Source organism: Streptomyces sp. NPDC058620, assembly GCF_042717135.1.
Classification (GTDB): Bacteria; Actinomycetota; Actinomycetes; order Streptomycetales; family Streptomycetaceae; genus Streptomyces.
In genome coordinates this window covers 179,764-202,950 of sequence record NZ_JBHXQO010000005.1, presented here as the reverse complement: position 1 = coordinate 202,950, position 23,187 = coordinate 179,764, and the positions used below count along the sequence as shown (strand labels likewise).

The 23,187-nt window shown below is 71.0% G+C and carries 28 protein-coding genes; 1 reads left to right on the top strand and 27 read right to left on the bottom strand.

What is annotated here, in order from left to right; genetic code table 11:
- The first annotated feature begins 248 nt into the window (after positions 1-248).
- On the top strand, positions 249-677 hold the full coding sequence (locus ACFWSK_RS08580) for an NUDIX domain-containing protein (protein ID WP_383783116.1): 429 nt from the start codon (positions 249-251) through the stop codon (positions 675-677).
- On the opposite strand, the gene ACFWSK_RS08575 is transcribed toward ACFWSK_RS08580, so the two are convergent.
- From ACFWSK_RS08575 to ACFWSK_RS08445, 27 genes are all read right to left on the bottom strand, one after another.
- Positions 672-1,022, bottom strand: a complete 351-nt coding sequence (locus ACFWSK_RS08575; protein ID WP_383783115.1) for a hypothetical protein — start codon at positions 1,020-1,022, stop codon at positions 672-674. The genes ACFWSK_RS08580 and ACFWSK_RS08575 overlap by 6 nt on opposite strands.
- A 333-nt stretch (positions 1,023-1,355) precedes the next feature.
- Positions 1,356-2,471, bottom strand: coding sequence for a DnaB-like helicase N-terminal domain-containing protein (locus ACFWSK_RS08570; protein ID WP_383783114.1), 1,116 nt, complete (start codon positions 2,469-2,471; stop codon positions 1,356-1,358).
- Entirely contained in the window at positions 2,472-3,737 is a 1,266-nt protein-coding gene (locus tag ACFWSK_RS08565) for a DNA cytosine methyltransferase (protein ID WP_383783113.1), read from the bottom strand.
- A complete protein-coding gene (locus ACFWSK_RS08560; RefSeq protein ID WP_383783157.1) occupies positions 3,734-4,606 on the bottom strand; it encodes a hypothetical protein in 873 nt (290 codons plus the stop codon). Before ACFWSK_RS08560 ends, ACFWSK_RS08565 begins: the two co-directional genes overlap by 4 nt.
- Positions 4,607-4,702: 96 nt before the next feature.
- Positions 4,703-5,176, bottom strand: a complete 474-nt coding sequence (locus ACFWSK_RS08555) for a hypothetical protein (protein ID WP_383783112.1) — start codon at positions 5,174-5,176, stop codon at positions 4,703-4,705.
- On the bottom strand, positions 5,169-5,966 hold the full coding sequence (gene trpA / locus ACFWSK_RS08550) for a tryptophan synthase subunit alpha (RefSeq protein ID WP_383783156.1): 798 nt from the start codon (positions 5,964-5,966) through the stop codon (positions 5,169-5,171). The genes ACFWSK_RS08555 and trpA overlap by 8 nt, the downstream gene beginning before the upstream one ends.
- Before the next feature lie 266 nt (positions 5,967-6,232).
- Entirely contained in the window at positions 6,233-6,985 is a 753-nt protein-coding gene (locus ACFWSK_RS08545; protein ID WP_383783111.1) for a hypothetical protein, read from the bottom strand.
- Between the two features lie 121 nt (positions 6,986-7,106).
- Positions 7,107-7,871, bottom strand: coding sequence for a hypothetical protein (locus tag ACFWSK_RS08540; RefSeq protein WP_383783110.1), 765 nt, complete (start codon positions 7,869-7,871; stop codon positions 7,107-7,109).
- Positions 7,872-7,951: 80 nt separating this feature from the next.
- Positions 7,952-9,745, bottom strand: a complete 1,794-nt coding sequence (locus tag ACFWSK_RS08535) for a type IV secretory system conjugative DNA transfer family protein (RefSeq protein ID WP_383783109.1) — start codon at positions 9,743-9,745, stop codon at positions 7,952-7,954.
- Between the two features lie 46 nt (positions 9,746-9,791).
- Positions 9,792-10,583 (bottom strand): DUF317 domain-containing protein, encoded by a 792-nt coding sequence (locus ACFWSK_RS08530; protein WP_383783108.1) that lies wholly within the window; start codon positions 10,581-10,583, stop codon positions 9,792-9,794.
- A 158-nt stretch (positions 10,584-10,741) separates the two neighbouring features.
- The gene (locus ACFWSK_RS08525) at positions 10,742-11,179 is read right to left on the bottom strand and encodes a hypothetical protein (RefSeq protein ID WP_383783107.1); all 438 of its coding nucleotides are present in this window, start codon (positions 11,177-11,179) and stop codon (positions 10,742-10,744) included.
- Between the two features lie 68 nt (positions 11,180-11,247).
- Positions 11,248-12,075, bottom strand: coding sequence for a DUF317 domain-containing protein (locus tag ACFWSK_RS08520; protein WP_383783106.1), 828 nt, complete (start codon positions 12,073-12,075; stop codon positions 11,248-11,250).
- Complete coding sequence (locus ACFWSK_RS08515) at positions 12,072-12,422, bottom strand: hypothetical protein (protein ID WP_097921932.1); 351 nt, start codon at positions 12,420-12,422, stop codon at positions 12,072-12,074. The genes ACFWSK_RS08520 and ACFWSK_RS08515 overlap by 4 nt, the downstream gene beginning before the upstream one ends.
- A 48-nt stretch (positions 12,423-12,470) precedes the next feature.
- On the bottom strand, positions 12,471-13,304 hold the full coding sequence (locus ACFWSK_RS08510; RefSeq protein ID WP_383783105.1) for a DUF317 domain-containing protein: 834 nt from the start codon (positions 13,302-13,304) through the stop codon (positions 12,471-12,473).
- Entirely contained in the window at positions 13,301-14,107 is an 807-nt protein-coding gene (locus ACFWSK_RS08505) for a DUF317 domain-containing protein (protein ID WP_383783104.1), read from the bottom strand. The genes ACFWSK_RS08510 and ACFWSK_RS08505 overlap by 4 nt, the downstream gene beginning before the upstream one ends.
- Complete coding sequence (locus ACFWSK_RS08500) at positions 14,104-14,493, bottom strand: hypothetical protein (RefSeq protein ID WP_383783103.1); 390 nt, start codon at positions 14,491-14,493, stop codon at positions 14,104-14,106. The genes ACFWSK_RS08505 and ACFWSK_RS08500 overlap by 4 nt, the downstream gene beginning before the upstream one ends.
- A 30-nt stretch (positions 14,494-14,523) precedes the next feature.
- On the bottom strand, positions 14,524-14,826 hold the full coding sequence (locus tag ACFWSK_RS08495) for a hypothetical protein (protein ID WP_383783102.1): 303 nt from the start codon (positions 14,824-14,826) through the stop codon (positions 14,524-14,526).
- 49 nt (positions 14,827-14,875) lie between these two features.
- The gene (locus tag ACFWSK_RS08490; RefSeq protein WP_054102506.1) at positions 14,876-15,280 is read right to left on the bottom strand and encodes a hypothetical protein; all 405 of its coding nucleotides are present in this window, start codon (positions 15,278-15,280) and stop codon (positions 14,876-14,878) included.
- A gap of 26 nt (positions 15,281-15,306) precedes the next feature.
- On the bottom strand, positions 15,307-15,969 hold the full coding sequence (locus ACFWSK_RS08485) for a hypothetical protein (protein ID WP_383783101.1): 663 nt from the start codon (positions 15,967-15,969) through the stop codon (positions 15,307-15,309).
- Positions 15,966-16,721: a hypothetical protein gene (locus tag ACFWSK_RS08480; RefSeq protein ID WP_383783100.1), complete on the bottom strand. Its 756-nt coding sequence runs from the start codon at positions 16,719-16,721 to the stop codon at positions 15,966-15,968. The genes ACFWSK_RS08485 and ACFWSK_RS08480 overlap by 4 nt, the downstream gene beginning before the upstream one ends.
- A 30-nt stretch (positions 16,722-16,751) precedes the next feature.
- On the bottom strand, positions 16,752-17,465 hold the full coding sequence (locus ACFWSK_RS08475; protein ID WP_383783099.1) for a hypothetical protein: 714 nt from the start codon (positions 17,463-17,465) through the stop codon (positions 16,752-16,754).
- 21 nt (positions 17,466-17,486) lie between these two features.
- Positions 17,487-18,383: a hypothetical protein gene (locus tag ACFWSK_RS08470; RefSeq protein ID WP_383783098.1), complete on the bottom strand. Its 897-nt coding sequence runs from the start codon at positions 18,381-18,383 to the stop codon at positions 17,487-17,489.
- Positions 18,380-19,153 carry a hypothetical protein gene (locus tag ACFWSK_RS08465; protein ID WP_383783097.1) on the bottom strand — a complete coding sequence of 258 codons (774 nt, stop codon included), beginning with the start codon at positions 19,151-19,153 and terminating at the stop codon, positions 18,380-18,382. Before ACFWSK_RS08465 ends, ACFWSK_RS08470 begins: the two co-directional genes overlap by 4 nt.
- Positions 19,150-19,566, bottom strand: a complete 417-nt coding sequence (locus tag ACFWSK_RS08460) for a hypothetical protein (RefSeq protein ID WP_383783096.1) — start codon at positions 19,564-19,566, stop codon at positions 19,150-19,152. The genes ACFWSK_RS08465 and ACFWSK_RS08460 overlap by 4 nt, the downstream gene beginning before the upstream one ends.
- A gap of 109 nt (positions 19,567-19,675) precedes the next feature.
- The gene (locus ACFWSK_RS08455; protein ID WP_383783155.1) at positions 19,676-20,125 is read right to left on the bottom strand and encodes a hypothetical protein; all 450 of its coding nucleotides are present in this window, start codon (positions 20,123-20,125) and stop codon (positions 19,676-19,678) included.
- Between the two features lie 82 nt (positions 20,126-20,207).
- A complete protein-coding gene (locus ACFWSK_RS08450) occupies positions 20,208-22,007 on the bottom strand; it encodes a hypothetical protein (protein WP_383783095.1) in 1,800 nt (599 codons plus the stop codon).
- Entirely contained in the window at positions 22,004-23,146 is a 1,143-nt protein-coding gene (locus ACFWSK_RS08445) for an AAA family ATPase (protein ID WP_383783094.1), read from the bottom strand. Before ACFWSK_RS08445 ends, ACFWSK_RS08450 begins: the two co-directional genes overlap by 4 nt.
- Positions 23,147-23,187: the final 41 nt, after the last annotated feature.

The following is a 23,187-nucleotide window of genomic DNA, read 5'->3' as shown; positions in this document are numbered from 1 at the left end:
GCCCCGTGTTCAGCAGCGAGCTGCGCGGCCTGTGCAGGGTCAGGCTCTTCTTCCTGTCCAGCGCAGACGATGACGCCGTGGTGGCTCGCTGATGGCACGGTGAAAAGGTGCGCCCAGGACGAGTGGGATTCCTGGTGATGCGGTGCTCGCTAACCAGGACAGAGCCCGGTGTGTGGGGTCCACCCTTCAGCGACGAGGTGATGTCGGCGTTCACTCCGCGCCCGGTTTGCGAGCGGTAGCGTCGGCGGATGCATACACGTGTGACGGGCATCGTCGTCGAGGACGGCAACATCCTCCTGCTGAACCAGGACACCGACGGCCCTCGGTCCTGGTCCTTGCCCGGAGGCAAGGTCGAGGACGGCGAGACCCTTGAAGAAGCGCTGGTCAGGGAAATGCGAGAGGAAACCGGCGCCGAGGTGGAGATCGGCCGGCTTCTGTACCTGTGCGACAACACGGGTGCTCACGTCGTGCACATCACCTTCGAGGCCCGCCTCGTGGGCGGGCGGGTCGGGGATGCAGTGGAGGGTGCGGACACGCGGCCGATCCGGGGCGTCGAGTTCGTGGCGCTGGACGACCTGCCGAGCCGCGGATTCAGTGACGTGTTCGTGAAGCTGTGCCGGGACCGCTTCCCGGATGCCGGGTTGTACATGGGGCCGAAGTCCGCCATCGGGCTATGAACCCAGCGCGCTGAGCAGCAGACGGTCGAGCCCGCCCGGTGTGGACCGGGCGGAGCTCTCGGCGGCATCGACCCACTGATTGAGCCGCTGCGCCAGCTCCCAGGTGCCGAGCCGGGCGGCGTCATCGGTGTGGGGGTCGCGCACCCGGCGCACGCCCACGCTCCGCGAGGAGCCCAGGTTTTCCCCGTGGAGGTGGATGTTCGGGCCGTTGAGGTAGGTGCCGACGGCGACGGTGGTCCAGCCGTCGTGGGCGTGGATGATCAGGCGCCCGTGCCGGATGTCGTCGTAGATCTTCTGGGCGTCGTTGAAAACCTCGCGGATCTCCTCGCGCGAGCACCAGGGCATGGGGTAGTTGGCCCATGTCCATTCGGTGTCGATCTCGTCGCGCAGCTCGGGGGTGATGTTCTCGGCTCGCAGGGCGCGTGCGGCTTGCTCGGCGTAGTGCGGTTCCTCGCGGTCCGATGCGCGCCATGACCATGGTCTGTTCGTCCAGCGGCTCGAAGCCGTGGATGGTGAGAAGGGCGTGGATCGTGCGGGTGGGGGTGCCCGTGATGGTGGCGGTGACGGCGCTGGAGCGGTCCTGGTACAGGTCGAGGCGGATGTGAGGGTCGGCTTCGGGTTGCGGCAATCTGTTCTCGTTTCGCGGCTCCGGTCGGCGCGGGACTGCCGGAGCGGGGGTCATCGGAGTGCTCGTGCTGTGGTGGCTCGGGGCGGCGGACCGGCGCGGGAGACGGCCGGGCTGCGCGGGGCACGAGGAGTCGTCGGTGGTGTGGGGGCGGTACTGCGCTGCCAGCGGGTGCGTAGGGCGGTGAGGTCGGCCAGGGCACGGCGGCTGCCGGTGATCAGTTGGTGCGTCGTGTTGGCCGGGTCCTCGGCGTAGGCGGCGATCCGTGTGGCGACGTCGCACGCGCTGGTCAGCAGGGCGCGTTGAAGGATGCGTTCGCCCCAGTACTCGGCTGACCCGACGGGTGTGGAGACCAGAGCCATCAGGTCCCCGGCGGTGAGGTCACCGGCCGCGAGGAGGCCGCGGTGCTGGGCTTCCCAGAGCACGGTGACCGGGTCCACGGGCTCTGCGCGGTGGACCAGTGAGGTCAGGCACTGCCACAGGGTTGCGTGCAGGGAGTGCGCGAAGTCGTCGGGTTGGAGCCAGCGCATGTCCTTCAGAGCTGTCGGGTGCGCGGTGGCGGTGGCGAGGAGGAGTTGTTCCTCGTCGAGGGCTTCCTCGCTGCTGCGCGCCATGGGCTGTTTCGGCAGGGCGGTGCGCGGCAGGGAGCCGGGGTGCGGGGCGAACTGTCCGGCGAGTGTGTCCAGGAACTGCGCGAGGCCGTCGGCCTGGGTCAGGGTGGCGACAGCCCGGTGGGGCAGAGTGGCGTCGGCCGCGGTCTGGGCGAGGCGCTGGGCGTGCATGAGCAGCGTGCGCCGGGCGTGATCGGATTGGATCATCCGGGCGTACGTCGGCGCGTGCTGGGGCCACGGGCAGACCTGGACGAGGGTGTGGAGGTAGGAGGCGGTCAGCCCGGGGGCATGGGGGCGGGCCGCGTCGAGGACGGAGTTGAGCCAAGCGGGATTGGAGCGGTGGGCCTCCGGATCGGGCGGCGGCACCGTGCGCATGGCCTGGAAAAGGGCGCCGTGGGCGTGGTTGCTGAACTGCTCCGCTTCCAGGCCACGGATGTCGGGAAGCCGGTGGGGATCCAGGAGGAGCGCACCGAGCAGGGACTGCTCGGCGTAGTGGACGAGCCGCGGAGAGGGGAGGTCGTCCAGGTCGTCCTCGTACGGGTCGGTGGAGTGGGGCATCTACGCGGCCAGGGTGAAGTCGTCGGGGTGGAGGGTCTTGCCGAGGTGCGGGGCCAGCAGATGGGCGGCGAGCCGGGGCGGCACCGCGTTGCCGATCTGGCCGAAGACCTGGCCCTTGTTCCCGGCCCAGGGGTAGTCGGCGGGAAAGGTCTGCAGGCGGCCGGCTTCCTGGGCGGTGATCCGGATGGACTCCGGCGCCGGCTGCTGCTCGCCGGTGGTGCTGGGAGCGGGTTCGGCGATCCAGACGCATTCGTTCGCTCGATGACCGAAGAACAGGGTGCCGGCTGGCTCGTCAGACCGGCGTACGGTCGCGTTGGTCTGGTTGTTGCTGCGCAGTGACCATGACCAGCGGTGTGCTTCGCCCGTGAACGTGGGGGCCGGCTCGTCGGCCGGCCGGTTCTCCCGGGCCCCGTGTCGAGCCGTCCACCCCGCGCCTTCCCGGCGGGACTGCAGGACGAGGGTGCTCTGGGGCTTCCACGTTCCGCGGTCGCGGGCGTCGCTGAGGGTCTTGCGTGATCCCGACGGAAAGGGCTCCGGGCCGCCTCCGGGGCCTCCGCCGGCGCACACGGTCGGCACCGGGCGGTCGGTGGCGCCCCAGCCGAGGGCTTCGGCCATGGACACCCACCGGGCGCGGCCCGGCCCGAACAACGACTCGGGCTCGGCGACCTTGGCGTGTGTGGGCGGCGGCGGCTCGGCGGTGCGGGTGCGGGAGGCGAGCAGAATCGCGCGCCGTCTCGTCTGCGGCACTCCGTAGTCTGCCGCGTTCAGGATTCCGGTCCAGGCCGAGAAGCCCCAGCTGCGCAGGATCGCGGCGTACTGACGCCACAAGGGCAGGACGTCGGGGACTTCCTCCATCGCGATCCATTCGGGCTGGCCGTGCTGGTGCAGGGCGTGCAGGTAGCGCATGGGCTCGGCAGCGAGCAGGGAGCGCTCGTCCTGGCAGGCGGTGAGGAGCTGTTCGCGGGTGTCGCGGCCGACGGCGAGGTCGGCGACGGCCTGGTGGACCAAGGGCTGGTCGAGGAGTCCGAGGCGTTTGCCGGCCATCGACCATGCCTGGCAGGGCGGGCTGGCGATGAGTCCGGTGGTTCTTCCGAGGAAGGGCCCCACCGGGTACATGGCGACGTCGGTGCGGATGGTCAACTGATGTGCCGCCGCGCGGGTCTTGCAGGCCCACACGTCCCATTCCAGGCCGAGGTCGCGCACCCCGAGGATGGTCAGGGCGTGGCTCCAGCCGCCGGGGCCGGCGAACAGGTCGAGCACGATCACGTGGCCAGCCCGAAGTCGTCCTGCGTTAGCGGGTCCGCGTCGCCGCGGCAGGCCCAGGGCGAGCAGCCGTCTGTGACGCCTTCTTCCAGAGTGGCGGGGTCTTCGTCACCTCCGAGTTCCTGGCGGATGGCGGCCCATTCGGCGGCCGTGACGTGATCGATCGGGGCTTGCCCGAGCGGGACGCGGGAGCGGTGCAGGAACGCCTCGCCCAGCAGCCGGTTGCCGCTGGCGTTCGCGCGGGCGTTGCCCTGGCGGATGGCGTCGTCGAAGGCCACCACGTCCGCCCACTCGGCAGGCGAGGTGTCGCGAATGTGGCGCCATTGCGCGTTGCCGTGGAAGGGACATCCGAGGCAGCTGCTCTTGGGGGTGTCCGCCAGGTTGAGCGAAGCCAGGTACCGGATGCAGTCGGTGCGCGACCAGCCCATGTCGATGAGCGGGTGCCGGTTGCGCATGTACTTCACGTCCGCGTCCTTGGCGCGGTGGAACTCGTCGGTCGAGATGCCGACCCACTGCTCGACGAAAACCTCCCGCGGGATCCGAGCGGGGTAGGGGTAGCCGAGGAGTGCTCTGACCTGCTTCTTTATTGGTTTGATCTTATATTCGCCGGTGCACTGCCGTCGGGTCATCCCAGCCTTGCCGTCCTGGTTGAGGATGTAGAGCGGCATGGAGGCGAACCGGTGGTGCGGGTCGAGGGCGTCGTCGCGGATGTTGCCGGAAGACACGCGCAGGACGGGGATGCCGGCCGGGGCGGCTATCTCTCGCTCCAAGCGGTCGAGGTGGTCATAGACGGCGCGGGGCTCCCATCCGGTGTCGGCGAAGATCGCGTAGTCGACCTTGGGAAGGACACCTGCGGCGGACAGGGCGAGCAGGGTGCTGGACTGGACTCCGGCACCCAGGGACAGGGCGCGGAACTGGGGCTGTTCGGTGATGGTGGGTCCTGGAGGGCGTGGGGAGCGGAGGGAGCCTCAGCGCGCAGGCGGTACGGGTACGGGTACGGCGGGCGGCTGGCAGTGGTCTCGGCGCGGCGGATGGCACAGGGTGAGGAGTCCGTCGAGCAGGTCGGCGGCCGACGCGACGAATTGCTGCGGAGTGGGCCGGAGAAGCACCGGCGGGGACGTCGCGGCGTCGGCTCTGCGGCGCTGGTTCTCGACGGCGCGCGCCAGGGCGGCGGTCAGTTCCGCGCTTGCGTCCTGGGCCGCCTTGGCGGTGCGTGCCACACGGTCGAGGCGGAGCAGGTGCGCGGACGAGTCGTGCGACGGCTCCTGCTCCAAGCCGAGGAAGAGGTGGAGCGCGTCAGCTGCGAGTGCCTGTGCTTCGATGACCCGGGCGGTCAGGACCCGGGCGCAGTCGATGGGGGTGTGGCGCAGGGACTGTTGAAGGGAGCGTGCGTCGGCCGCAATCTGATCAAGAGCATCGTGGGCGCCGAGGGTCTCAGACATCGGGTGCCGTGCCGATCCGGGTGCGCAGGGCCTGGGCGAAGGCGGCCGTCACGGATCCGGCCGGGGCCGGGTCCGACAGCAGGGCCCGGACGATGGGCGTGCCGATGACGACGGCGTCGACCAGTGGCGCCACGCGGGCGGCGAGGCCGGGGCTGGAGATGCCCACGCCAGAGACCACGGGCAGTGGGCTCGCGGCGCGCAGCCGCTGGGTGAAGGTGTCGAGGGCCGTCAGGTCGAGCGGGCCCTGGTAGCCGGTGGGGCCGGTGCTGGCGGGTGCGTAGAGCCAGCCGGACGCGCCGTCGACCGCGGCAGGAAGGTCGGTGTCCTGAGTGGCGCGCGGGACGAGGCGCGGTGCGGACAGTCCTGCGGTATGGGCGGCGTGATGCCAGCGGAGCGTCTCGTCGGGAGGCAGGTCGACAACCATCATTCCCGCCGCTCCCGCGTCGGCGAGCAGGCGAGCCAGGTGTTCGGGACCGTGGCGGCGGACGGGTTCCCAGTAGGTCATGACCACCGTCGGCCGCAGCGACGCGGCGTGTGCCACGGCGCGGACGGTGCGGTCGATGACGTCCCCCTTGAACAGGGCGCGGTGGTAGGCGGACCGGATGAGGAGGCCGTCGAGGGCCGGGTTGGCACAGGGCAGGCCGATCTCGAACAGGTCGGCCCCGGACTGGGCGAGGTGATCGAGCTGGCGGCACTGGACGTCCGTCTGGTGCACGCCGGCTGGGAGGAACACCCCCAGTGCGCACTGGGGTTGGGTGAGGAGCGTGTGGAGGCGGTTGGCGGTTGCCAGGATGTGTCCTTCTCAGTGATTGGGACGTCGCAGGTCAGCGGCGACGGCCGACTGACGGGGTGGACGTAGTTGCGGCGGTGCGTTGTGCGGAGGGATGGGGGGCGGGCTGGGGCGGCGCCCCGCGTGCAGGTGGTTCGGCGGTGAAGGCGGGATAAACGGTGTCGAGGCCGTCGGCGAGGACGCGCATACGGTCCGTGCCGTCGCGAAGCCATTCCCAGGCGAAGCTGGGGAGTTGACGCCAGTGGACGTGGTTGCGGCGTACTGGCTCAGCGTCGAACGCCCGCCGCCACGGTGACCTTCGGGGCGGTGGCCGCCGCTGTTGACAGGGTGGCGCGAGGCCGAGGCTCGGCCAAGGCGCGCTGTCCCGCCTCGGTCACGGTGATCTTCTGCCCCTGGAGGAGAGAGGTGCCGGTGTCGGCGATGACCAAGCTGCGCTTGGCCAGAGCGCGGTAGGTGGCGATGGAGACGCGGGTGCCGTCCTGGGTGGCGACCCGGGTGATGCCCAGCCCACGCGTCGAGCTCTCATACAGCCTTCCGCCGACGGCCAGTGCGGTGAGTGCGTCGTACTGGGCGGGACTGAGTGCGGCCCCTGCCGTCTGCTGTACGGTCGGCGGCTTGTGATCTTGAGCTGAGGCGAGGTCCTCGGCGATGCCGTGGGCGAGGTAGTGGCAGCCGGTCGCGCACAGGTCGAGCTGATGGACGGCATCGTTGAGGTGCCCGCTCATCTTCGGAATGGCCTCGGCGTGCCGGGCGGCGCGTACCGCTTCGTCGCCGGCCGGGTACCCGGCGAACTGCGCCCCTTCGAAGGGGTTGGCGAGCAGTACGTGGGCAAGGTCCGTGCCGGCGAGCGACGACGAGGACACGACCGAGGACAGCAGGTCCAGGCTGGCACGGCTGCCGGCGACGTGGGTGTACGCGCTGTCGTCGAGCGCGGTCAGGCGCACCATGGCGGTGGCGGTGAGGTACTGAGCCTGCAAGAGGAGAGGGCCGATGCGGCGCAGCGCGTCCGTGCCGGGCATGTACGAAACGTCGTGCACGCGCGCTTTGAGAGCTTCGAAGTCACGGGCCAATTGACGGAGTTGGCGGGCTTGTTCGTGGAGATCGGTCGGGGGCGTGGGGATGGGTGGCTCCTGGGGTGGTTCAGCGGCTTCGGGCGGTGGCCTGCGCGGTAGCCGGGAGGGGGTGGGGCGTCGTCCCGGGCGCGGCGCTCGGCCTTGCCGGGGGCAGTTCGATGACCGAGGCGAGGGAGGTGATGCCTGCCGCGGTGAGGCGCACGCGGTCCTGGGGCGGGCCGCCGACGTAGGCGGCGTGCGCCGAGTTCGCGGTTCTCTCGACCAGGCCCTTCGCCTCCAGAGCACGCAGGGTGCTCATCAATACCTTGGGCTCGCGGGAGCGTGTGAATTCGCGGTCCAGAGAACTGCCGGCCACTACGTGCCCGCGGGCGATCTCGGCCAGGGCGTCGCACTGAACGGCAGTCAGCCGTTGATCGGCGACCGGAGCGGAGGCCCAGCGGCGCCGGCGCGTCTCGGCTGCCAAGGTCACCGCGCAACTGACGGCCGCTTCCGGGGCCAGGGCGGTCAGCCCGCGAGCCGTCCCGGCACGAAGGTCCCCGGAGGCGGTGGCGAGGAAGGCGAGCTGCTGCAGGCGCATGACCGTCTCGGTCAGCTCCACGCTCTCGTAGAGCCGTTCGCCCTGGATCGCCTTGATCGCGGACTGGGTGTCGGCTGCCAGGCGCAGCGCCGAGTCGGCGTGGGTGTCCGGCCCGGACGGGGCGGTGGTGCGCAGGAGGAGATCGAGTGCGTCGTTGTGCTGGGTGTACTGGTCGGCCAGATGGAGCAGCCGCTCGACGGGGGTGGGCGGCGGCGGGACGTCGAACAGCAGAGCTTCGGCGGGCGGCTCGGTCATGAGCGCCGCCGTACGGGCGGGCAGGGGTGATGAATCTTTTCTCCAGTCGAGTGGGGCGGGACCGCCGGCGCGGTGACGGGTTAAGCGGCCGGGCCGAAGTCGCTCTGCTTCGGCGCCGCCTTGGCGACAGCGCGTTCGGTGATGCCCTTGGACGCGCGGGCGGAGGCGGCGGAGAGTTCGCCGGCGCCGGGCTCGAGATACCAGGGGCGCAGGTCGAGCATGGCCGCGCGCATGCCGGTGGCGAACGCGAGCGCGGTGCCCTTGGGCAGGGCGCGGATGGCGTCGGCGGCCAGGATGCGTTCCTGCCGCATCGACACGGAGGTGGACTTCCCCGACTCCGACGTCGAGGTCGAGGTCGTCTCGACATCGTGGTCGCCGATCAGGCGGGACAGCTTGTCCGCGAAGTCCGGGTCGTCGATGCCGGAGCCGATGACCTTGATCGTGGAGGCGCTCCACATGGCGTCCATGCCGGCGTCGCCCCACACTTTCTGGCCCTGGCGGTAGGACTGCAGGATCGTCATCGGGATGATGCCACGCGAGCCGAGGTGGGAGTACAAGTCGGGCAAGTCTGAGATCTTGCACACGTTCGCGGCCTCGTCGAGGATCGCGAGCATCGGCGGGTCGAGGCGTCCACCAGCACGTTCGGCCTGAGCGGTCGCGGCCCGCATCACGCTGTCCGCGCACGCGGCGATCAGTGCACTGGCACCGCCTCCGCCGTCCTTCGACAGCAGGTAGAGCGTGTCCTTCGAGGTGACGAACGTGGACGGCGTGAACTCCGGCACGTTCTTCTGCGGGGTCACCCAGGCGGCGATCTCCGTGTTGAGGAGGGCTGCGGCGTACTGGCGGGCCGTCTCATAGATGCCGTCGCGTGTCTCGGGCGGCCCTTCCACCGTTCCCTTGAGCTGCGCGGCGACTGCGGCGAAACCGTGGTCACGCAGGATGTCGAGCGGGGTTCGGTCGGCGGGGAAGGCGAGCCAGGCCATCACGTCGGTGATCGGCCGTTCGGCGAGCGCGGCGGCCAAGAACAGCTGGCTCAGGATGTTCGACCCGGCCTTGGACCAGAAGTCACCCTGCTGACTGGCGTCGACGCTGGCGGCGAGGAAGTGGCCGGCAAGGCGCCCGGCACCGTCGAGGGTTTTGGCGTCGGCCAGGGGATTCCACCACATCGCCCGTTCGGCGTGGGCGATCTGCTGCGGGTCCATCGACCAGGTCCGGCCGACGGCTGCCCGTGCGTCGATCGTCGCGGTGTAGGCATCCCCGGCGGCCTTGTTGGAGGTGAGCAGGACCGGGCCGGGTGCGGCCAGGATGGAGGGGACCGCCAGGCTGGTGGTCTTTCCGGAGCGGGGCGCCATGATCGCGACGGCCACGTCCTCGTATCCCATCCGCACCTCGTACTTGGTGCCCTGGAGGTTGCCGAGCAGGATGCCGGAATCGGCTGCGTCGATGTGCTTGGCGTCCTTCAAACTCGGTCGCAAAGAGCGGGCCTTGGCGGTGATGGCCTTGGACATCAGGGGTTCGATGTCCTTGTGTTTGGCCATGCCCACGACGCGCTTCCTGCGTCCACTTCCGCCGTCCTTGTGCCGCTTGTAGAGCACGGCCGCGGTGACGGCGAGGGACAGCAGCAGGGCGCCGGGAACGATGCGCGTCCCGATCAGCAGGGACGTTTCGCCGAGATGGGGCCACAGCTGCTCGGGATGGAGCAGGGCTGCGACGGGCTGGTACGGGGCACCCGTGTCGGCGTCGGTGATCCGGGCGGTGATGGTGCCGCCCACCCAGGCCAGGTTGGCCAGGGGGACCGCGATGGCAAGGGCGACGCCCAGGACGCGGAAGGCTATGTCGTATCCGTCGGTGGACGTGGAGTTGGGCTGTGGCAAGGGGCTTGTTCCAAGGGGGGTGGGGGCAGCGGGGCAAGCAGCGAGGTCACCGGACGCGGCGCGGTGCCTTGACAGACGGAGGTGGGGGCCCCGGCTGGGCGACTGTGGCAGCGCCCCGCTGGGCGAGCGCGATCGTGCGGTCTTCCAGGGCGAGTGCGACGTCCTCGGCGTTCACGGGCCGAACGCTGCTGGTGCCGTGTGTGGTGACCTGGTGGGGCACGCGCTCCGGAGAGCGCATCAACGGTGTGGTGTCGGCGAGGGCGTGAAAGAGCGCTGAGACCAGGTGGGTCGGGGTGTTGCCGTCCAGGTGCGCGCGCCAAAGAGGTGGCAGATGGTGGACAGATGTCTCGACGATCCAGCTAGCCGTGCGGTCCTTGTCGAGGATGCGGTCGACGCGAGCCAGCCCGTCCGGGGAGGACATGCCTTCGGTCGAGGTGAACCCGTCGTGGTGACGTGGTGCATGCCAACCGGCAGTGCGGAGTGGTGTGTAAAGGTCGTCGTACGGAACCCCCAGCGCTGCACCAGGGTCGGTGAGGGCATCGGTGACTGCAGCGATGATCTCGACTGGCGTCTGTGCGTCGAAGGCGATGGACCATGGGCGCTGTTGGCCGTGGCCTGTGTGGCGAATGCTCCACCAGGGCTCGTCCGGGGCCGGGGTGGGGTCGAGTCGCAACTGGGCACGCCAGTCGGGGCTGGTCAGGATGACCCGCGGCATCAGCAGGTCATTGCCGCAGCTCCAGCCGCAGGCACGGTTCAGTGGCACGGTGACCCAGGCCGGGTCGCCGCTACCGGCCAGATAGCGGGGCGAGATGAGGGTCTGCTCGATGAACTCGGTCACGGCGCTCACCGCCGTACCGCGGCGGCAGCGGCGGGTGCCGGAGGGGCGGCGACCGCCGTGGGTGCGGCTGCCCTCGACTGCCGTTCGGCCAGCGCGTTGACGGCGAAGAGGGCCTGGCCGTGGATCGCCCACTGGTCCAGGTAGTGCCATGCTTCCCCTTAGCTCTCGGCGAGCGGTTCCTCGTACGCCGCCGTGCCGGGCCGGGCGCTCTTGGGCAGCGCGGCGCGTACGGTAAGCCAGTCGGCGTAGACGGCGTACAGGCATTCCGTGGCCTCATGCAATTCCCGTACCTGCCAGGCGAAGCGCCGCGTACGGTCGGATACCGACAGCTGGGCGAGCTGCTGTTCGGCGACGTACACCAGTTCGTCGGCGTGGTAGTAGACGCGGCCGAAAGCGGCCAGGGTGTGGGCGTCGCGTTGCTGCTGGCGCAGGCCGTAGGCGTCCTCGTCGTGGGGCTGGAACGTTTCGGGGTCGGAGTGCCGGGCGGAGTAATGGTCCCAGGCAGTGAGGATCTGCCGGCTGTGCCGCAGGTAGAGCGCGAGCTGGCTCAGGTAGAGCCGGTGCTCCTGGCTCCCGGGTTCGAGTGAGATCGTCAAGAAGGGCCTTCGGGCGTGCGGTTGTGGTCGGGGCGGGGTGCGGAGCGGTTGGGGCCGCTCCGCACCGTTCAGCGGCTTCGGGCCGCAGGCGCGGTCGCCTCGGCGCCGGGCGCCGAGGCCGGACGTGTGGTGGGTGCGGAAGTGCGGCGGGTCTTGCGGGCGGCGGTCCGGATGGCCTGCAGCCGCGCGTCGTGGGCGGCAGCGAGCTGATCACCCTGGGCTCCGCGTTCCACCTGCGTGACCAGGTGGGAGTGGGGGACGTCGTAGTGGCCACGGGAGACGGGGGCCGGATCGGTGAGGGCGGCGGCGAAGCCTGCGAGCAGGTGGCGAGGGGTGCGGTCGTCGAAGTACGCGTGCCACAGCCGGTTGTGGCCGCCGAGACCGGTGGGCAGAGCGACTTCGGCAGTCCAGGCGAAGTGGTCGCTGGTCAGCGTGGCCGACCGCTCCATGGTGGTGATGCCGTCCGGGTGACGTGCGTGCTCGTTGCCTCGTTCGTCGCGTTCGTAGGTCCAGCAAGCCGCCTGCAGCACGGGCCAGATGTCCGGCTCGGTCTCGGGCGGGGGGTGCAGGAGCGCGTCGGTGAATCCGGCGATGATCTCGGCGGGCGTGTTGCCGCCGAAGGATGCGTGCCATCCGCCCCACGGCGTCGAGGAGATGCGCCACCAGGATCCGTACGTCTCCGGTGTGGGTTCCAGGACCAGCGTGTGTCGGTAATCGGGGCTGGCGAGAACGACGTGGGGGAAGTCGGGGTCGCCGAAGTTCTTCCATCCGCCGGCTCGTAGCGCCTGAGTGACATGGCGCGGGTCGCCGGGTCCGGCGAGGTGGCGGGGTGTGGTGTCGAACCAGATTCGGGACCAGGGGTCGTCGGCCTTGCTGGCGATGTAGGGACGCGTCACGTGGTCGGCGGCGGTCCGGCTGCCTCGGACGTGTAGCCGCGCAGGCGCTGCACGTCCCAGTGCAGGACATGCCAGTCGGTGGCCTCCTGGGCGGCCTCCCGGAGTCCGGTGATGATCAGGCGGATCTCGTCGGTCTCGGCGCTGGTCTGCTGGGCGATGAGGCGCGCGGCGCTGCGCAGGACATCACCGAGCAGGATGGGCACGCCGGTGTCCTCGTCGAGGAGCCCGGCGAGAAGCGGCAGTACGTCGGATACCGGCGGATGGGTACGCAGGTAGTCCTTGGCCTGGGCCAGGGTGGCGGTCGCCTGCGCGACCTGGTCGGCGCTGGGCACAGAGGGGTTGGGCATCAACGTCCTTCGTGAAAGGGGAAAGAGGGGGCGTACGGGCGCGCCTGGTCAGCGGTGCTTCTTGTGGCGGGGCTGCCTCTGGGGAGGGGGCGGGGCCGGTGCTGACGGTGATGGATGGGGCGGGCCGGTACGCGGAGCGGCTTCGAGACGCTGCAGATGCTGGCGACGGTGCTGTTCCGGGGTGACGACGCTCCGGTGGGAGTCGAGGTATCCGAACGTGAGGGCCGGGGTCTGGCCCTCGTCGCGCAGCAGCGGGCCGGGCTCGGTGAGCGCGGTGACGAATCCGGCGAGCGCGGCGGCCGGAGCGGTTTCGTCGATGGAGGCGTTCCAGATCCACCGATGCTGCCCGTCGGAGAGGGGGACGGAGACCTGGACGGTCCAGCGCCAGCGGGGTGTTTCCGAGATGGCGGAGACCCGGGACAGGAGGGCGGTTTCGTCCGGGGACAGGGCGGCCTGCTCTCTGCCTGCCAGCCGGGACCAGCCCCGGCCGGCAGGGAGGTGCCACAGGTCCGTGTCCGTGTCCGGGGCTGGGCTGTCGAGGGCGTCGGTGAACCCCGCGATCATCTCGACGGGCGTATGGCCGCCGAACTGGGCGGACCACATGCGGTTCTCGGCCGGGTGGATCCGCCACCAGGCGCTGTGTGCGTCGGGTTGGGGCTCCAGCGTGAGGTGCAGGCGGTGGTCGGGGCTCTCCAGCAGGACGTGCGGGAAGCCGGGCACCGAGTGGTTGCTCCAGCTGGACGCGAGCAGGTGCTCGGTCACATGCCGGGGATCGCCCCCGCCGGCCAGGTGCCGCGGCGAGACCTCGTCCAGCCAGCGGACGGTGTTGACGTGATGCAGGGTGGGGCCGTTGACGCGGGAGTAGAAGCGTTCGTGGCTCACCGCGTCCGCCCGGCCTTGGCGTACGGGCGTGCTCCGGGGCCTTGAGGGCGCGCCTTGTTGGTGGCGAAGGCGTTGCTGGCCCAGGTGGCGGCGCGGGCCGCGGTGATCCGGGCCTGTTGCCAGGCGCTGAGCTGCGAGGGCAGCACGGACACCGAGGTGGTGCGGATCTTCTGGGAGGGCGGCACGTGGCCGAGGGGCCGCATCACCGGCTGCGGATCGGCGAGCGCGGTGCTGAACGCCTGTACGAGGTGCATCGGTGTGGTCGGCGTGAACACGGCCTCCCACACCCGGCCGTGTTCATTGCGGGCGCCGGCCCACCAGTGCGCCTGTCCGGGAGCGGACTGGTGAAAGCGGACGAACGCGTCTCCGTCGGGGCTGCGCGCGGTGAAGTGCTGTCCTCGCTCGGTTTCCCAGCCCTGTTGCTGGAGGGGTTCCCACACGTTGGGGGCGTGCGCGGATCGGGGCCGGCTGAGCGCGTCGGTGACGCCGGCCACGATCTCGACGGGGACCTGGCGGCCGAGGGTGGCGTGCCATGCCTCCTGCGTCGCGGTCTGCTTCCCGCTGATGGTCCAGCCGCCGGGCTGGGTGAACGGGTCGTATCCGATGCGCACGGACTTGTCGGGGCTGTCGAAGACGGCCGGTCCGCCGTTCTTGGACCTGTCCTTCCACCCGGAGGCGCGCAGGAACTCGGTGACGTAGCGCACGTCGCCGCCGCCGGCGAGGTGGCGGGGCTCGACGAGGTAGTGCTGCTGGGGCTGCTGACTGGTGGGGCCCCAGCCGGCCCACTGCTGGTTCTTCTTCACCGGCGCCGCCTGATGACCATCGCGGACGCGACCGGCGCAGCGGTCGGCCTGCTGGAGGGGGCGGTGGGCCTGGCCACCTGCTTGATCGTGCCGGTGTGTTCGGCGAGGTCGCCGCCCACGCTGTCGAGTTCGTTGGCGGCGCGGCCGAGGGCCAGCCAGACCTCGGGGGGCAGGACGCCGTCCTCGGAGTGGACCTTCGCGAAACGCGATCCGGTTTCGACGAGTTGGGTGACCTCGCCGAGGATGCCGGTGTCGTAGTCGAGGACGCCTGCCAGGATCTGGGCCGCCTCGTGCGGCGGCGCCAGGGCGAGGAGGCGACGGAGCTGGCCGAGCTGCTTGGCGATGGCTTCAGCCAGTTGTACGGAAGGGAGGTTCGAGTCGGTCATGGGCCTCCTGAGCAGGGCGGTTCGGGGGTGTTAGTCGTGGTGGCGGAGGCGGTAGCTGTCGACGAGGAGGAGGGCGTCGCGGCGGTGGGCTTCGTCGAGTGCTGCCTCGGGGCGTCCGCCGGCCAGCGGAATGGTGCGTTCACCGCTGCCGACGGTCACGGCGCGCAGGTATCGGCGGAACAGAGCGGTGGCCAGGCGGGGTTTGCGGCTGGTGCTGATGGGCGGTGGTGTGCGGTCGGGTTCGTCGGTGACGGGGGCTCCTGGTGAGGGCGGGTGCCGGCCCCGGTAGTACGGGGCCGGCGTGGTCGGGTGGCCAGCGGGTACGGCACGCACGCGCAGAACGCGGTGCGGAGGCCGGGGCATGCTCCTGGTGCTGGTCGTCTCACCGGCGCCGGGTGCCTGGCGGACGCTCGGTGGTCCGGGCTGCGGCCACGGCCGGCGGCGGTGCCGGGACGTTCTGGTTGCGCATCGCCGTGGCGGCGTCGGTGTAGGCGGCGGAGTCCCAGACGTCATCGGTGATGTGGACCATGTATCCGGCCTTGTGCAGCCAGGGCACCGCATGGGTGGCGAGCTGCTTCTTCGCGGCCTCGTCGAGGTGGCCGGGCGCTTCGTGCCAGATATAGACCGGCCCGGCGGTGGCCAGAGTCTGGCGTTCGAAGCCGAGGCGGTCGAGCAGGGTCAGGAGCTGTTCGGGCGCGCCGGTTGGGGTGTCGGCGTGGACGGTGTCGGTCAGGGCCTTGCGGTAGATCGTGACGTCGGTGCCTTCGTCGTCGGCACGGTTTCCCACGTGAGGGTGGCTCCTACGGGTCGGGGCTATCGCCGTCGCGCAGACGGCGCGGGCGAGGGGGCTGGAGGCGGGACGGTCTTTCCGGGAGCGGCGGCCGACGGGGTGTGCCGGGCGGCCTGGTTGCGGATCTGCGTGATCCGCCGGGCGTGGTTGGACAGGCTGCTGGTGATCTCCATCAGCTGGTCCGCCGGTCCTTCATCGAGGCCGGCTTCACGGCGGCGCTCGCCCCACGTCGCCCATGTGGAGATCAGGGACTGCACCAGCTGCGGGAGCAGCCCCTCCTCCGGGGCGGTGATCTCGGCCAGGACGGCGGCGACGTCTTGGTCGGTCTCAGCGGCACGGGCGCGCTCGGCGAGTCGGTCGAGGTAGCGGCGGGCCGCCTGCCGGTCGCCGTCGGGAGCGGCCAGGGTGTTCAGGGAGGGGTCGAGATGGACGCTGTACCCGGCGAGAAGCAGGGAGTGTGCTGCGGCTGTGGCGCCATGGCGCTGGTGCTCGACCGGCATGTGGTGCGGGAGACGGTGGTAGTCGCGGCCGGCGCTCGGGGCTGAGTGGAATCCGCCGGCGGTCTGCAGGATGCCCGCCGCACGGGGGTCGCCGCCGATCGCCACGACCAGCTGGGTACGCGGGTCGCGGGTGATGGTGACGTAGTCCAGGGCGAAGAAAGTCGGTTCGTCGTCGCGGCGCGTCATCGGCTTCGGTGCGGGGCGGCGACCGTCGGGGTCGGCGACGCGACCGAGGCGGTGCCCAGTGCCGGCCGGGCCTGCGGGTGCCGCAGGACGACGCCGATGCCCAGTTCGTCCAGGCGGGCCCCGGCGGCTCGTGCGGAGGCGGCCTGGTGGGCGGTGTCGTCACCGGACAGGACGAGGACGTCGCGGGCCGGGTCGAAAGTGAAGCCGTTGTCCGTCAGGGCCCGAGCGATGTCGGCGCGGTCGGGCTTGTCGACGACGAGCGAGCCGTCAGACCAGGTCATGACGACGCGCTGCGGGTCGGCCGGCGGCAGCGCCAGCCGGTCGGCGTTGCCGCGCACCTGGGCGAGCGCCACGTAGTACCGGGGCAGCAGGTCGACGGTGACGTCCTCGGCGGCGCTGAACGGATCGGCGTCGACCGCGAGACCGTCGGGCTCGCGTACGCCGCGGAACGCCTCCTCCGGGGCGTCGGCGGGGGCCATGGCGGCGATGAGGTATCCGTCGCCGCGGCCCGGCTGCTCGGCGACGAAGAGGCGGGTGCCGTCATGTCGGTGCAGCACGGCGCAGTGGTCCACATTGCGTTGGGCCAGGGCGTCGGCGACGTCATTCATGTCCCACACGCGGTCGGTGAGGACGTGGTGGACGTTGAGGCCGCCACGGTCCGGGTGGTACGTGCTGGTCCAGTCGCCGGGCAGTTCGCCGGCCAGGACGGCTGCGAACGAGCCGAGGCCGGTGTCGGGGGTGGGGTCGTGCATGGTCTCCTCAGACAAGGAAGGGGAGCGGGGTCAGTGCCGGGGGCGTGCCGCGGGGGCAGGTGCGGTCGGCGGTGCGACAGGGCTGGTGGCCAGGCGCGGTGGAGGAGGCGGGCAGGCGCAGACGGCGGATGCTTCGCGTTCGTCCGGTCCGACCTCGGCGGCGCAGGCGCGGCGCTGGGGATGGTCCTGGTGCCGGTCGGCGAGGTCGTTGCGCATGTGGGTGAGGTCGGACCAGATGACGCCGAGCCGGTGCTCGACGAGGTACTGGAGCCGCTTGGCGGTGTGCGGATCCGGGGCCTGGCCGAGGTCGGAATAGAACGCGGCAGCCGCGGTGAGGACCTCGCCGAGGGCGATGAGCACGCCGTCGTGGGATGCCGTCAGTTCGGTCAGTACGTCGGAGACCTCGTCGCTGGTGGTGGCTTCGTGGATCTGCTCGGCGAGGTGCGCGACCTGTGATCCGAGCGGCAGATAGTGAGGCTCGCGCGTTTCGGTGTCGAAGGCTTCGTCGGCCTCGACGTGGTATTTGACGGCGCGGAGCCGGGCGACGGCGCGGATGGCGAGACGTTTCTCCTGCGCTGCGTCGAGGGCCACGGGCAGGCGGTGATAGGTCTCGTGGAGGCGGACGACGGGGACGAAGCCGGTGCGTTGCAGAATGCTGTGGGCTTCGGGATCGCCGCCGCGGGCGACGACTTCCCCGGAGTGCTCGTCCCGCCCCGGGGTCAGGCAACGATCGGCAAGGGCCAAGTGGGGGTTCTTTCTGACGGGTCAGCGGGCAAGGCGGGCGCCGGGCGGGACGGGGGCTGCCGCTGCCCGGCACGGCGGGGGTGTCGGTCGCGCCGGGGTCGCTGGGGCGGTGGGCAGGGCGGCGACGGTGGCGTCGAGATCCTGCTGGATGCCGTGCAGGCGACGTGCGATCCACTCCAGCTGGTGCCCGCTGCCTTGGGCGTGAGCGTGCGGGAGGCGGCCGAGGCGATGAGCCGCGTGCTCGACGAGACCGCGGACGGTGGACAGCGGCCCGGTGTTCTCGTCGGCGAGTTGCCCTAGCAGCCCGGCGAGTTGCGTGGCGGCGTCAGCCACGTTGGCCTGCGGGGTGGCGCGCCGGGCGGCCGAATCCGGGTCAGGGCCTCCGGTCCGGGGCGAGATGAGGTCCAGCTCGGTCTCGATGCGCCGGCTCTCGGCGGCCAGGAGCGCGAGAAGCCGATGTGGCTGCGCTGTCCATGTGCCGTCCGGCCGGATGAGGTTGGCGAGCAGATCGAGGCGTTCGGGCTGTGCCTGAACGGCGATCCAACGGCAGCCCTGATCGTCGCCGGGGCGCTGGATGCCGGCGGTACGGGCGATCCGGTGGGCGATCTCGGACCACTCGGGTCCGGTGAGGTCGCGGTCGTCGGGGGCCAGGCGCACGTCCGCGTGCCAGATGGTGCGGCGGTCACCGTGCGGGCTGGCGGTGAAGGGGTGCTCCCAGGTGGGGTCGTCCAGGTGCTCGGCCCACTCGACGGACGTCCAGATCTGCTGTTCGTCGAAGGGGGTGTAGTAGTCCAGCCCCGGCCAGTGGGCGACCACCGTGTGGTCGGTCAGGCCCTCCTGGCCGCTGACTGGGCGGCCGAGGGCTTCGGCGAGCGGCTCGTTGGGGCTGAGGTCGCGCGGGTTGACGCGGATGATCATGGGGTGGCGTCCGGACGGTTGTGGATGAGGCGGGTCAGGTCGTGTGCGGCGGTGATGAGGAGGCGTTCGCGTACCAGGTCGGCGTGGACTGCCAATTCGCCGGGCGCCAGCAACTCCAGGGCGTGGTCGATGGCGGTGAGGGCCTCGGGATAGTGGCCCAGGGCGCGCCGGGCCGAGGCCATGCGGAACAGTGCGATCGGATCGTTGAGTCCGCCCTTGGGGAGTAGCCCCACCAGCATCAGCAGCATGGGCGCTCGGCCGGGAAGGAAGGTGCCCAGCCACACACCGTGCAGCAGAACGTGCAGGGTCTTGGGGTGGCCGGGTGCGGCAACGAGGACCCGGTGCATGACGGCGAGGCCGTCGGAGCGTGACTGCCCCAACCGTGAGAAGCCGTAGAGGGCTTCGCTGTAAGGGTCTTCGTTCAGCACGCTCACCGGCACCTTGTTCATGAGGTCCTCGATGTCGCGGCAGCGGAAGTCGTAGCGCAAAGTGCTGAGGTAGAGGTGCCGGTACGTCCGCCGAATCACCGGGTCCGGGCCGGCGGCGGTGACGTGCTCGGGGGTGAGTACGACCAGCGCGCTGTTTTGGGCTGCGCGGGCCTGCCAGGCGATGTCGGCGCACACTTCGGCCGACTCCTGCCACGTCGCCTCTATCTCGCGCAGAGCCTCGGCGAGCAGCGTCGGCCACTCGCTCCCGGTGATCGCCTCGATGGCCGCTGAAGCCGCACCAGTCAGGGCTGCGGTGCGCTCCGAGTCGAGTGCGTGTGTCACTTCCAGCCCCGGGCGTCGGCGACGTGCACCACCTGGTTGAGGTGGGTGACCGAGTACCAGCCGCAGTCGATGTCCTCGTCGGCGCCGGCCAGGCGCGGTACCAGGTACGTGCGCAGGGCTTGCTGGTAGATGAGGCAGTCGGGGCACCGGCTGGAGAGGTGGACGAGGTAGCGCGGGTGCGCGGTGATGTAGGTGCGCTCGCCTCCGGACGGGTCGAACAGGCGCCAGCCGTCCTCGTCGGTCGGGGTGTGCCACGAGGGGGTGACGACCTTGTAGGCATCGCCCCACAGTTCGCTTCCGGCGACGCCCTTGAGGATCACGACCTGGTCGCCGGGCCGGAAGTGGGCGTGGGTGATGTCGCGTTCGGGGGTGACGATGTCACCTGGGGCACGCGGGTGGCGGGAGACGGGCACAGCAGGAGGTTCCTTCCACGAGGTGCGCGGGGAGGCGGTGGGAGGAACAAGGATCCGGACGATCCCCGGTTTCGGTAACCGGGGATCGTCGGGTATATGCCCCCACGTTCTACCGGAACGGGTTCTCGGTACCGATGTCGTCGGACGTGGCAGCGTCAAGGAGTTCGGGCAGGTCAGAGCCCTCAGCGTCCCGCTGGTCGATCCACCATCCAGCGCGGTCGACGGTGCGGATCTTGTCTTCCAGGACGGCCCAGTCGGCCTCGTCCCAGGTGCCCTCGCTCACCAGCGCGCTGTACGCGGCGGTGACGAGCTGGGACCGGGAGCGCTCGCCCCAGTCGAGGGCCCGCTCGGGCCCTTCGAGCGGCGGCATGTCGAACTGCTCGGCCCACTCGCGGGCAGCCTGCTGCTCCTCGGCGCGCTTGGCGGCGAGCCAGGCTTCCTTGGATTCCGTGTCGGAGTCGCGGGCGGCCTTCCAGCAGTCGGTGCAGTCGCGGCCTTCGAGCCAGCGGGCGAATCCGGCGCGCCGGTCAGCGGCCCGGTCGGACAGGTTGTGCGTCACTTCGTGTCCACAGCTGTGGACGATCTTCCAGGTCGTACGGACTGCCACGTGGTTGTTTCTGCTTTCTGTCTTCTGCGTCGTCTCAGCGTGTCCTGCGGATGGCGTCTGTGGCCGCCTTGGCGATGGCGACGGGAGCGCTGGAGGGCTGGGGCAGGTGGAGCAAGGTGGTCCCCGGCAGGTGCTGGGACTTGGCGGTGAGGGTGAGCTGGATTACGGCGCAGCCGACGGTCGTGAGCTGCTTGACGCGGGTGACGGCTTGAGCGGTTTCGTCGCTGCCGTACCGGGCGTCGGTGACGATCACGAGGAGGCGGCCGGCGCCGGGGCGGCTGAGTTCGAGGCCGTGGTCGAGTGCGTCGATGGCGTCGCCGAGGTTGTGGTGGCCGCCGTTGGCAGCGAACGTCGTCACGCGCTCTGGTGCTCGGTGGGTGGGTCGGGTCAATGCGGTCAGGTGCCTGTCGTAGGCGATGGTGGCGGTGAGGGAGTCGGGGTCGGTCAGGGCTGCTGCGCGTGCCACGATCCAGGCAGCGGACGCGACGGGCGCGCAGGCGGCACGCATGGAGCCGGAGACGTCGACGGCGATACCCACACGCAGCGGTGGGGTGGGAGAGTTCCGGCGGCGGGTGTGGGTGAACGGTTCCGCGGTGGGGACCGACCCGGCGGCGCGCTGAGCGTCGCGGGCGAGGGCCGCGCGCATGTTGAGGCGGCCGGGCGGGGTGGGGCTGGTGGTCCGCTCCTCGATCCGCTCGCGGTAGGCGGCGGCGCGCAGGGCGCGGCTCAGGCGGGCGGCGGCTTTCTGCTCGGCGGCGGTGGGCCTGCGGGTGCCGGTGACTGGGGTGCTGTGGGGCGCCGGTGTGCCGTCGGGGTTGACGGTGGTGCCACGGGTGTTGAAGACGCTCTTGGCGGTGGCGGCGGCTTTGCGTCGCTGGCCGGTCCGCTGGGCGCGGTCCTGTGCCTGCGCCTTGGACCGCGACGCCATAGCGTTGGCCGCTGCGTCCTGTGCCGCGAGGTCGGCGGCGTCGGTGGCTGCCGTGCTGTCCATGACGACCCCCACGGCGCCGGACAGCAGATCGGTGAGGTTCTCCGGCACGGGCAGGGCGGGGGCAGCGGCGTCCAGAGCGTCGCACCATTCTTGACCGTGCGTGAGCATGGTCGTGGCGTCGTGGTCGGCGCACTGGTGGGCTGCGGTCCAGATGCGGGTGAGTGTGGCCAGCAGGTTCGCGCCCAGCACCTTTTCGCACAGATGGGCGACGGCCCGGGTCTCGCCGGCGTCCAGGATGCCGACGTCACGGCGGCCGAGGACCAGGGCCGCCACGGCGGCGGCGTGCTCGATGCCCTGGAGGGTGGGGTGGGCGATGTCGGGCATGACCAGGGTTCGGGCACTGGTGCGCAGGTACGTGCGGTCCGTGGGCCGCGTGATCAGGTGTGCGCCTTCGACGCGGCTCTCCTCCAGCAGGAGCGCGGCCTCGACGACGCGGGGGTTCGCTCCGGCAGGCTGCGTCCAGACGGAGTGGGCCGCGTGCGCGGCCTCGTGGACGAACACTCCCCAGGCGGCGGGATACCGCTCCTCGTCGCCCACGATCCGCGGATGGATCTCGTGGGGCTGGAGCGGGGCGAACAGGCCGGCGTCGAACTCGACCTCACCCAGGGTGGGGAAGAACGCGGCCGGTGCGCCGCTGCGCGTGCCGGGGCGGCAGGTGACGAGGAGGTCCTGGCGGCCGGAGAGGGCGACCAGCCGGTCGCCGAGTTCGGCTCCCACGCGCAGCCACGCGGCCGGGGAGGAACGGGGTTGCGCGGGCGGGGCGCCGTCGTCGTCCCAGCGCGCGAGGTCGGCGTCGTCGTCCCGGGTGGTGGCGGGTGACTGGACGTGGTGGTGGGCGCTCATCGCGAGCGGCCCCGGTGCGCGGAGCCGGTGCTGCCCGGGGGCTGCCGGGCAGCCGAAGCCGGGAGCTGCTTGCCGAGGGTGAGGGGCGCGATCTTCTTGACGCCGACAGCCTTGATGACGGCGTCGGCGACGATGTCGCGATCCTCCACAGGAGCGATGCCGACCAGGTTCGCCAGCGCGGCATTGGTGCCGAGGACGGCCTCGGTCTTCTGGTAGCTCAGCAGCTCTCGCAATTGGGGGGCCCAGCCCAACTCGCCGAGTTCGACCTGGCGGGCGAGGTTCCGGGCGACCCGGACCACCCGGGCATCGATCCTCAGCGCCAGGGCGAGGTCATAGTCCGTGCCGATCTGGATCTGCACGCTGAACCGGGACGACAGCGCCTCCGTCAACACCGCCCCGTGGACGCCGGGATTGTGGCCCGCCACCACGTAGAAGCCCGGCTCGGCCTTGATGGTCTCGCCCTTGTGGGCCTTGACCTGGATCTGCCTGCGCCCGTCCATCGCGGGATACAGCGCCGCCAACACCTTCGGTGAGATCAAGGTGGCATCGTCGATCAGCAGGGCACGGCCCTCGGTCATCGCGGTGACCAGCGGACCGTACTGGAAGACGTAACCTCCGCTGTCGGCCTGCGTGTACTCGCCGATCAAGTCGCCGACCGTGGTGTCGCCATCGCCAGCGACGGTGAGCAGGTCAGGGAACGCCGCCTCCACCAGCGATGTCTTGCCGGTGCCCGGAGGGCCGTAGAGCAGCACCGGCACGTCGGCGTCGCGCAGGCGATTCAGCGCCTCGACGTCGGGCAGATCGGCTAGCTCCCGAGGGTGGTAGAGCTGGCCCCCCGCGCGGCGGATCGGGCCGGTCTGCTTCGGCGTGGCTGCTGCGGTAATGGTCGTGCGGGCCGTGGCCGGCTGGGCGCGGGGAGAGTGGGTGCCCGGTGGGCTGATCACAGCGGTCTGCGCGGCTGGGGCAGTTTTCGCGTTCGCGCGGAACTCCGGTTGTCCGGATCCGCCTTGGTCGGCCTCGCCGCGTCGCACCAGGGTGAGGGCGGCGTTGCGGACGGCGCCGTGGGAGTGGCCCAGCTGCCTGGCCATGTCCCCGATGGTGAGCGTGTCCGCGGGCCGGTCGGCCAGCAGTCGGGCCACCTTGGCCCGTAGTTCGCCGCCCTTGGTGCGCGCTGGACTGG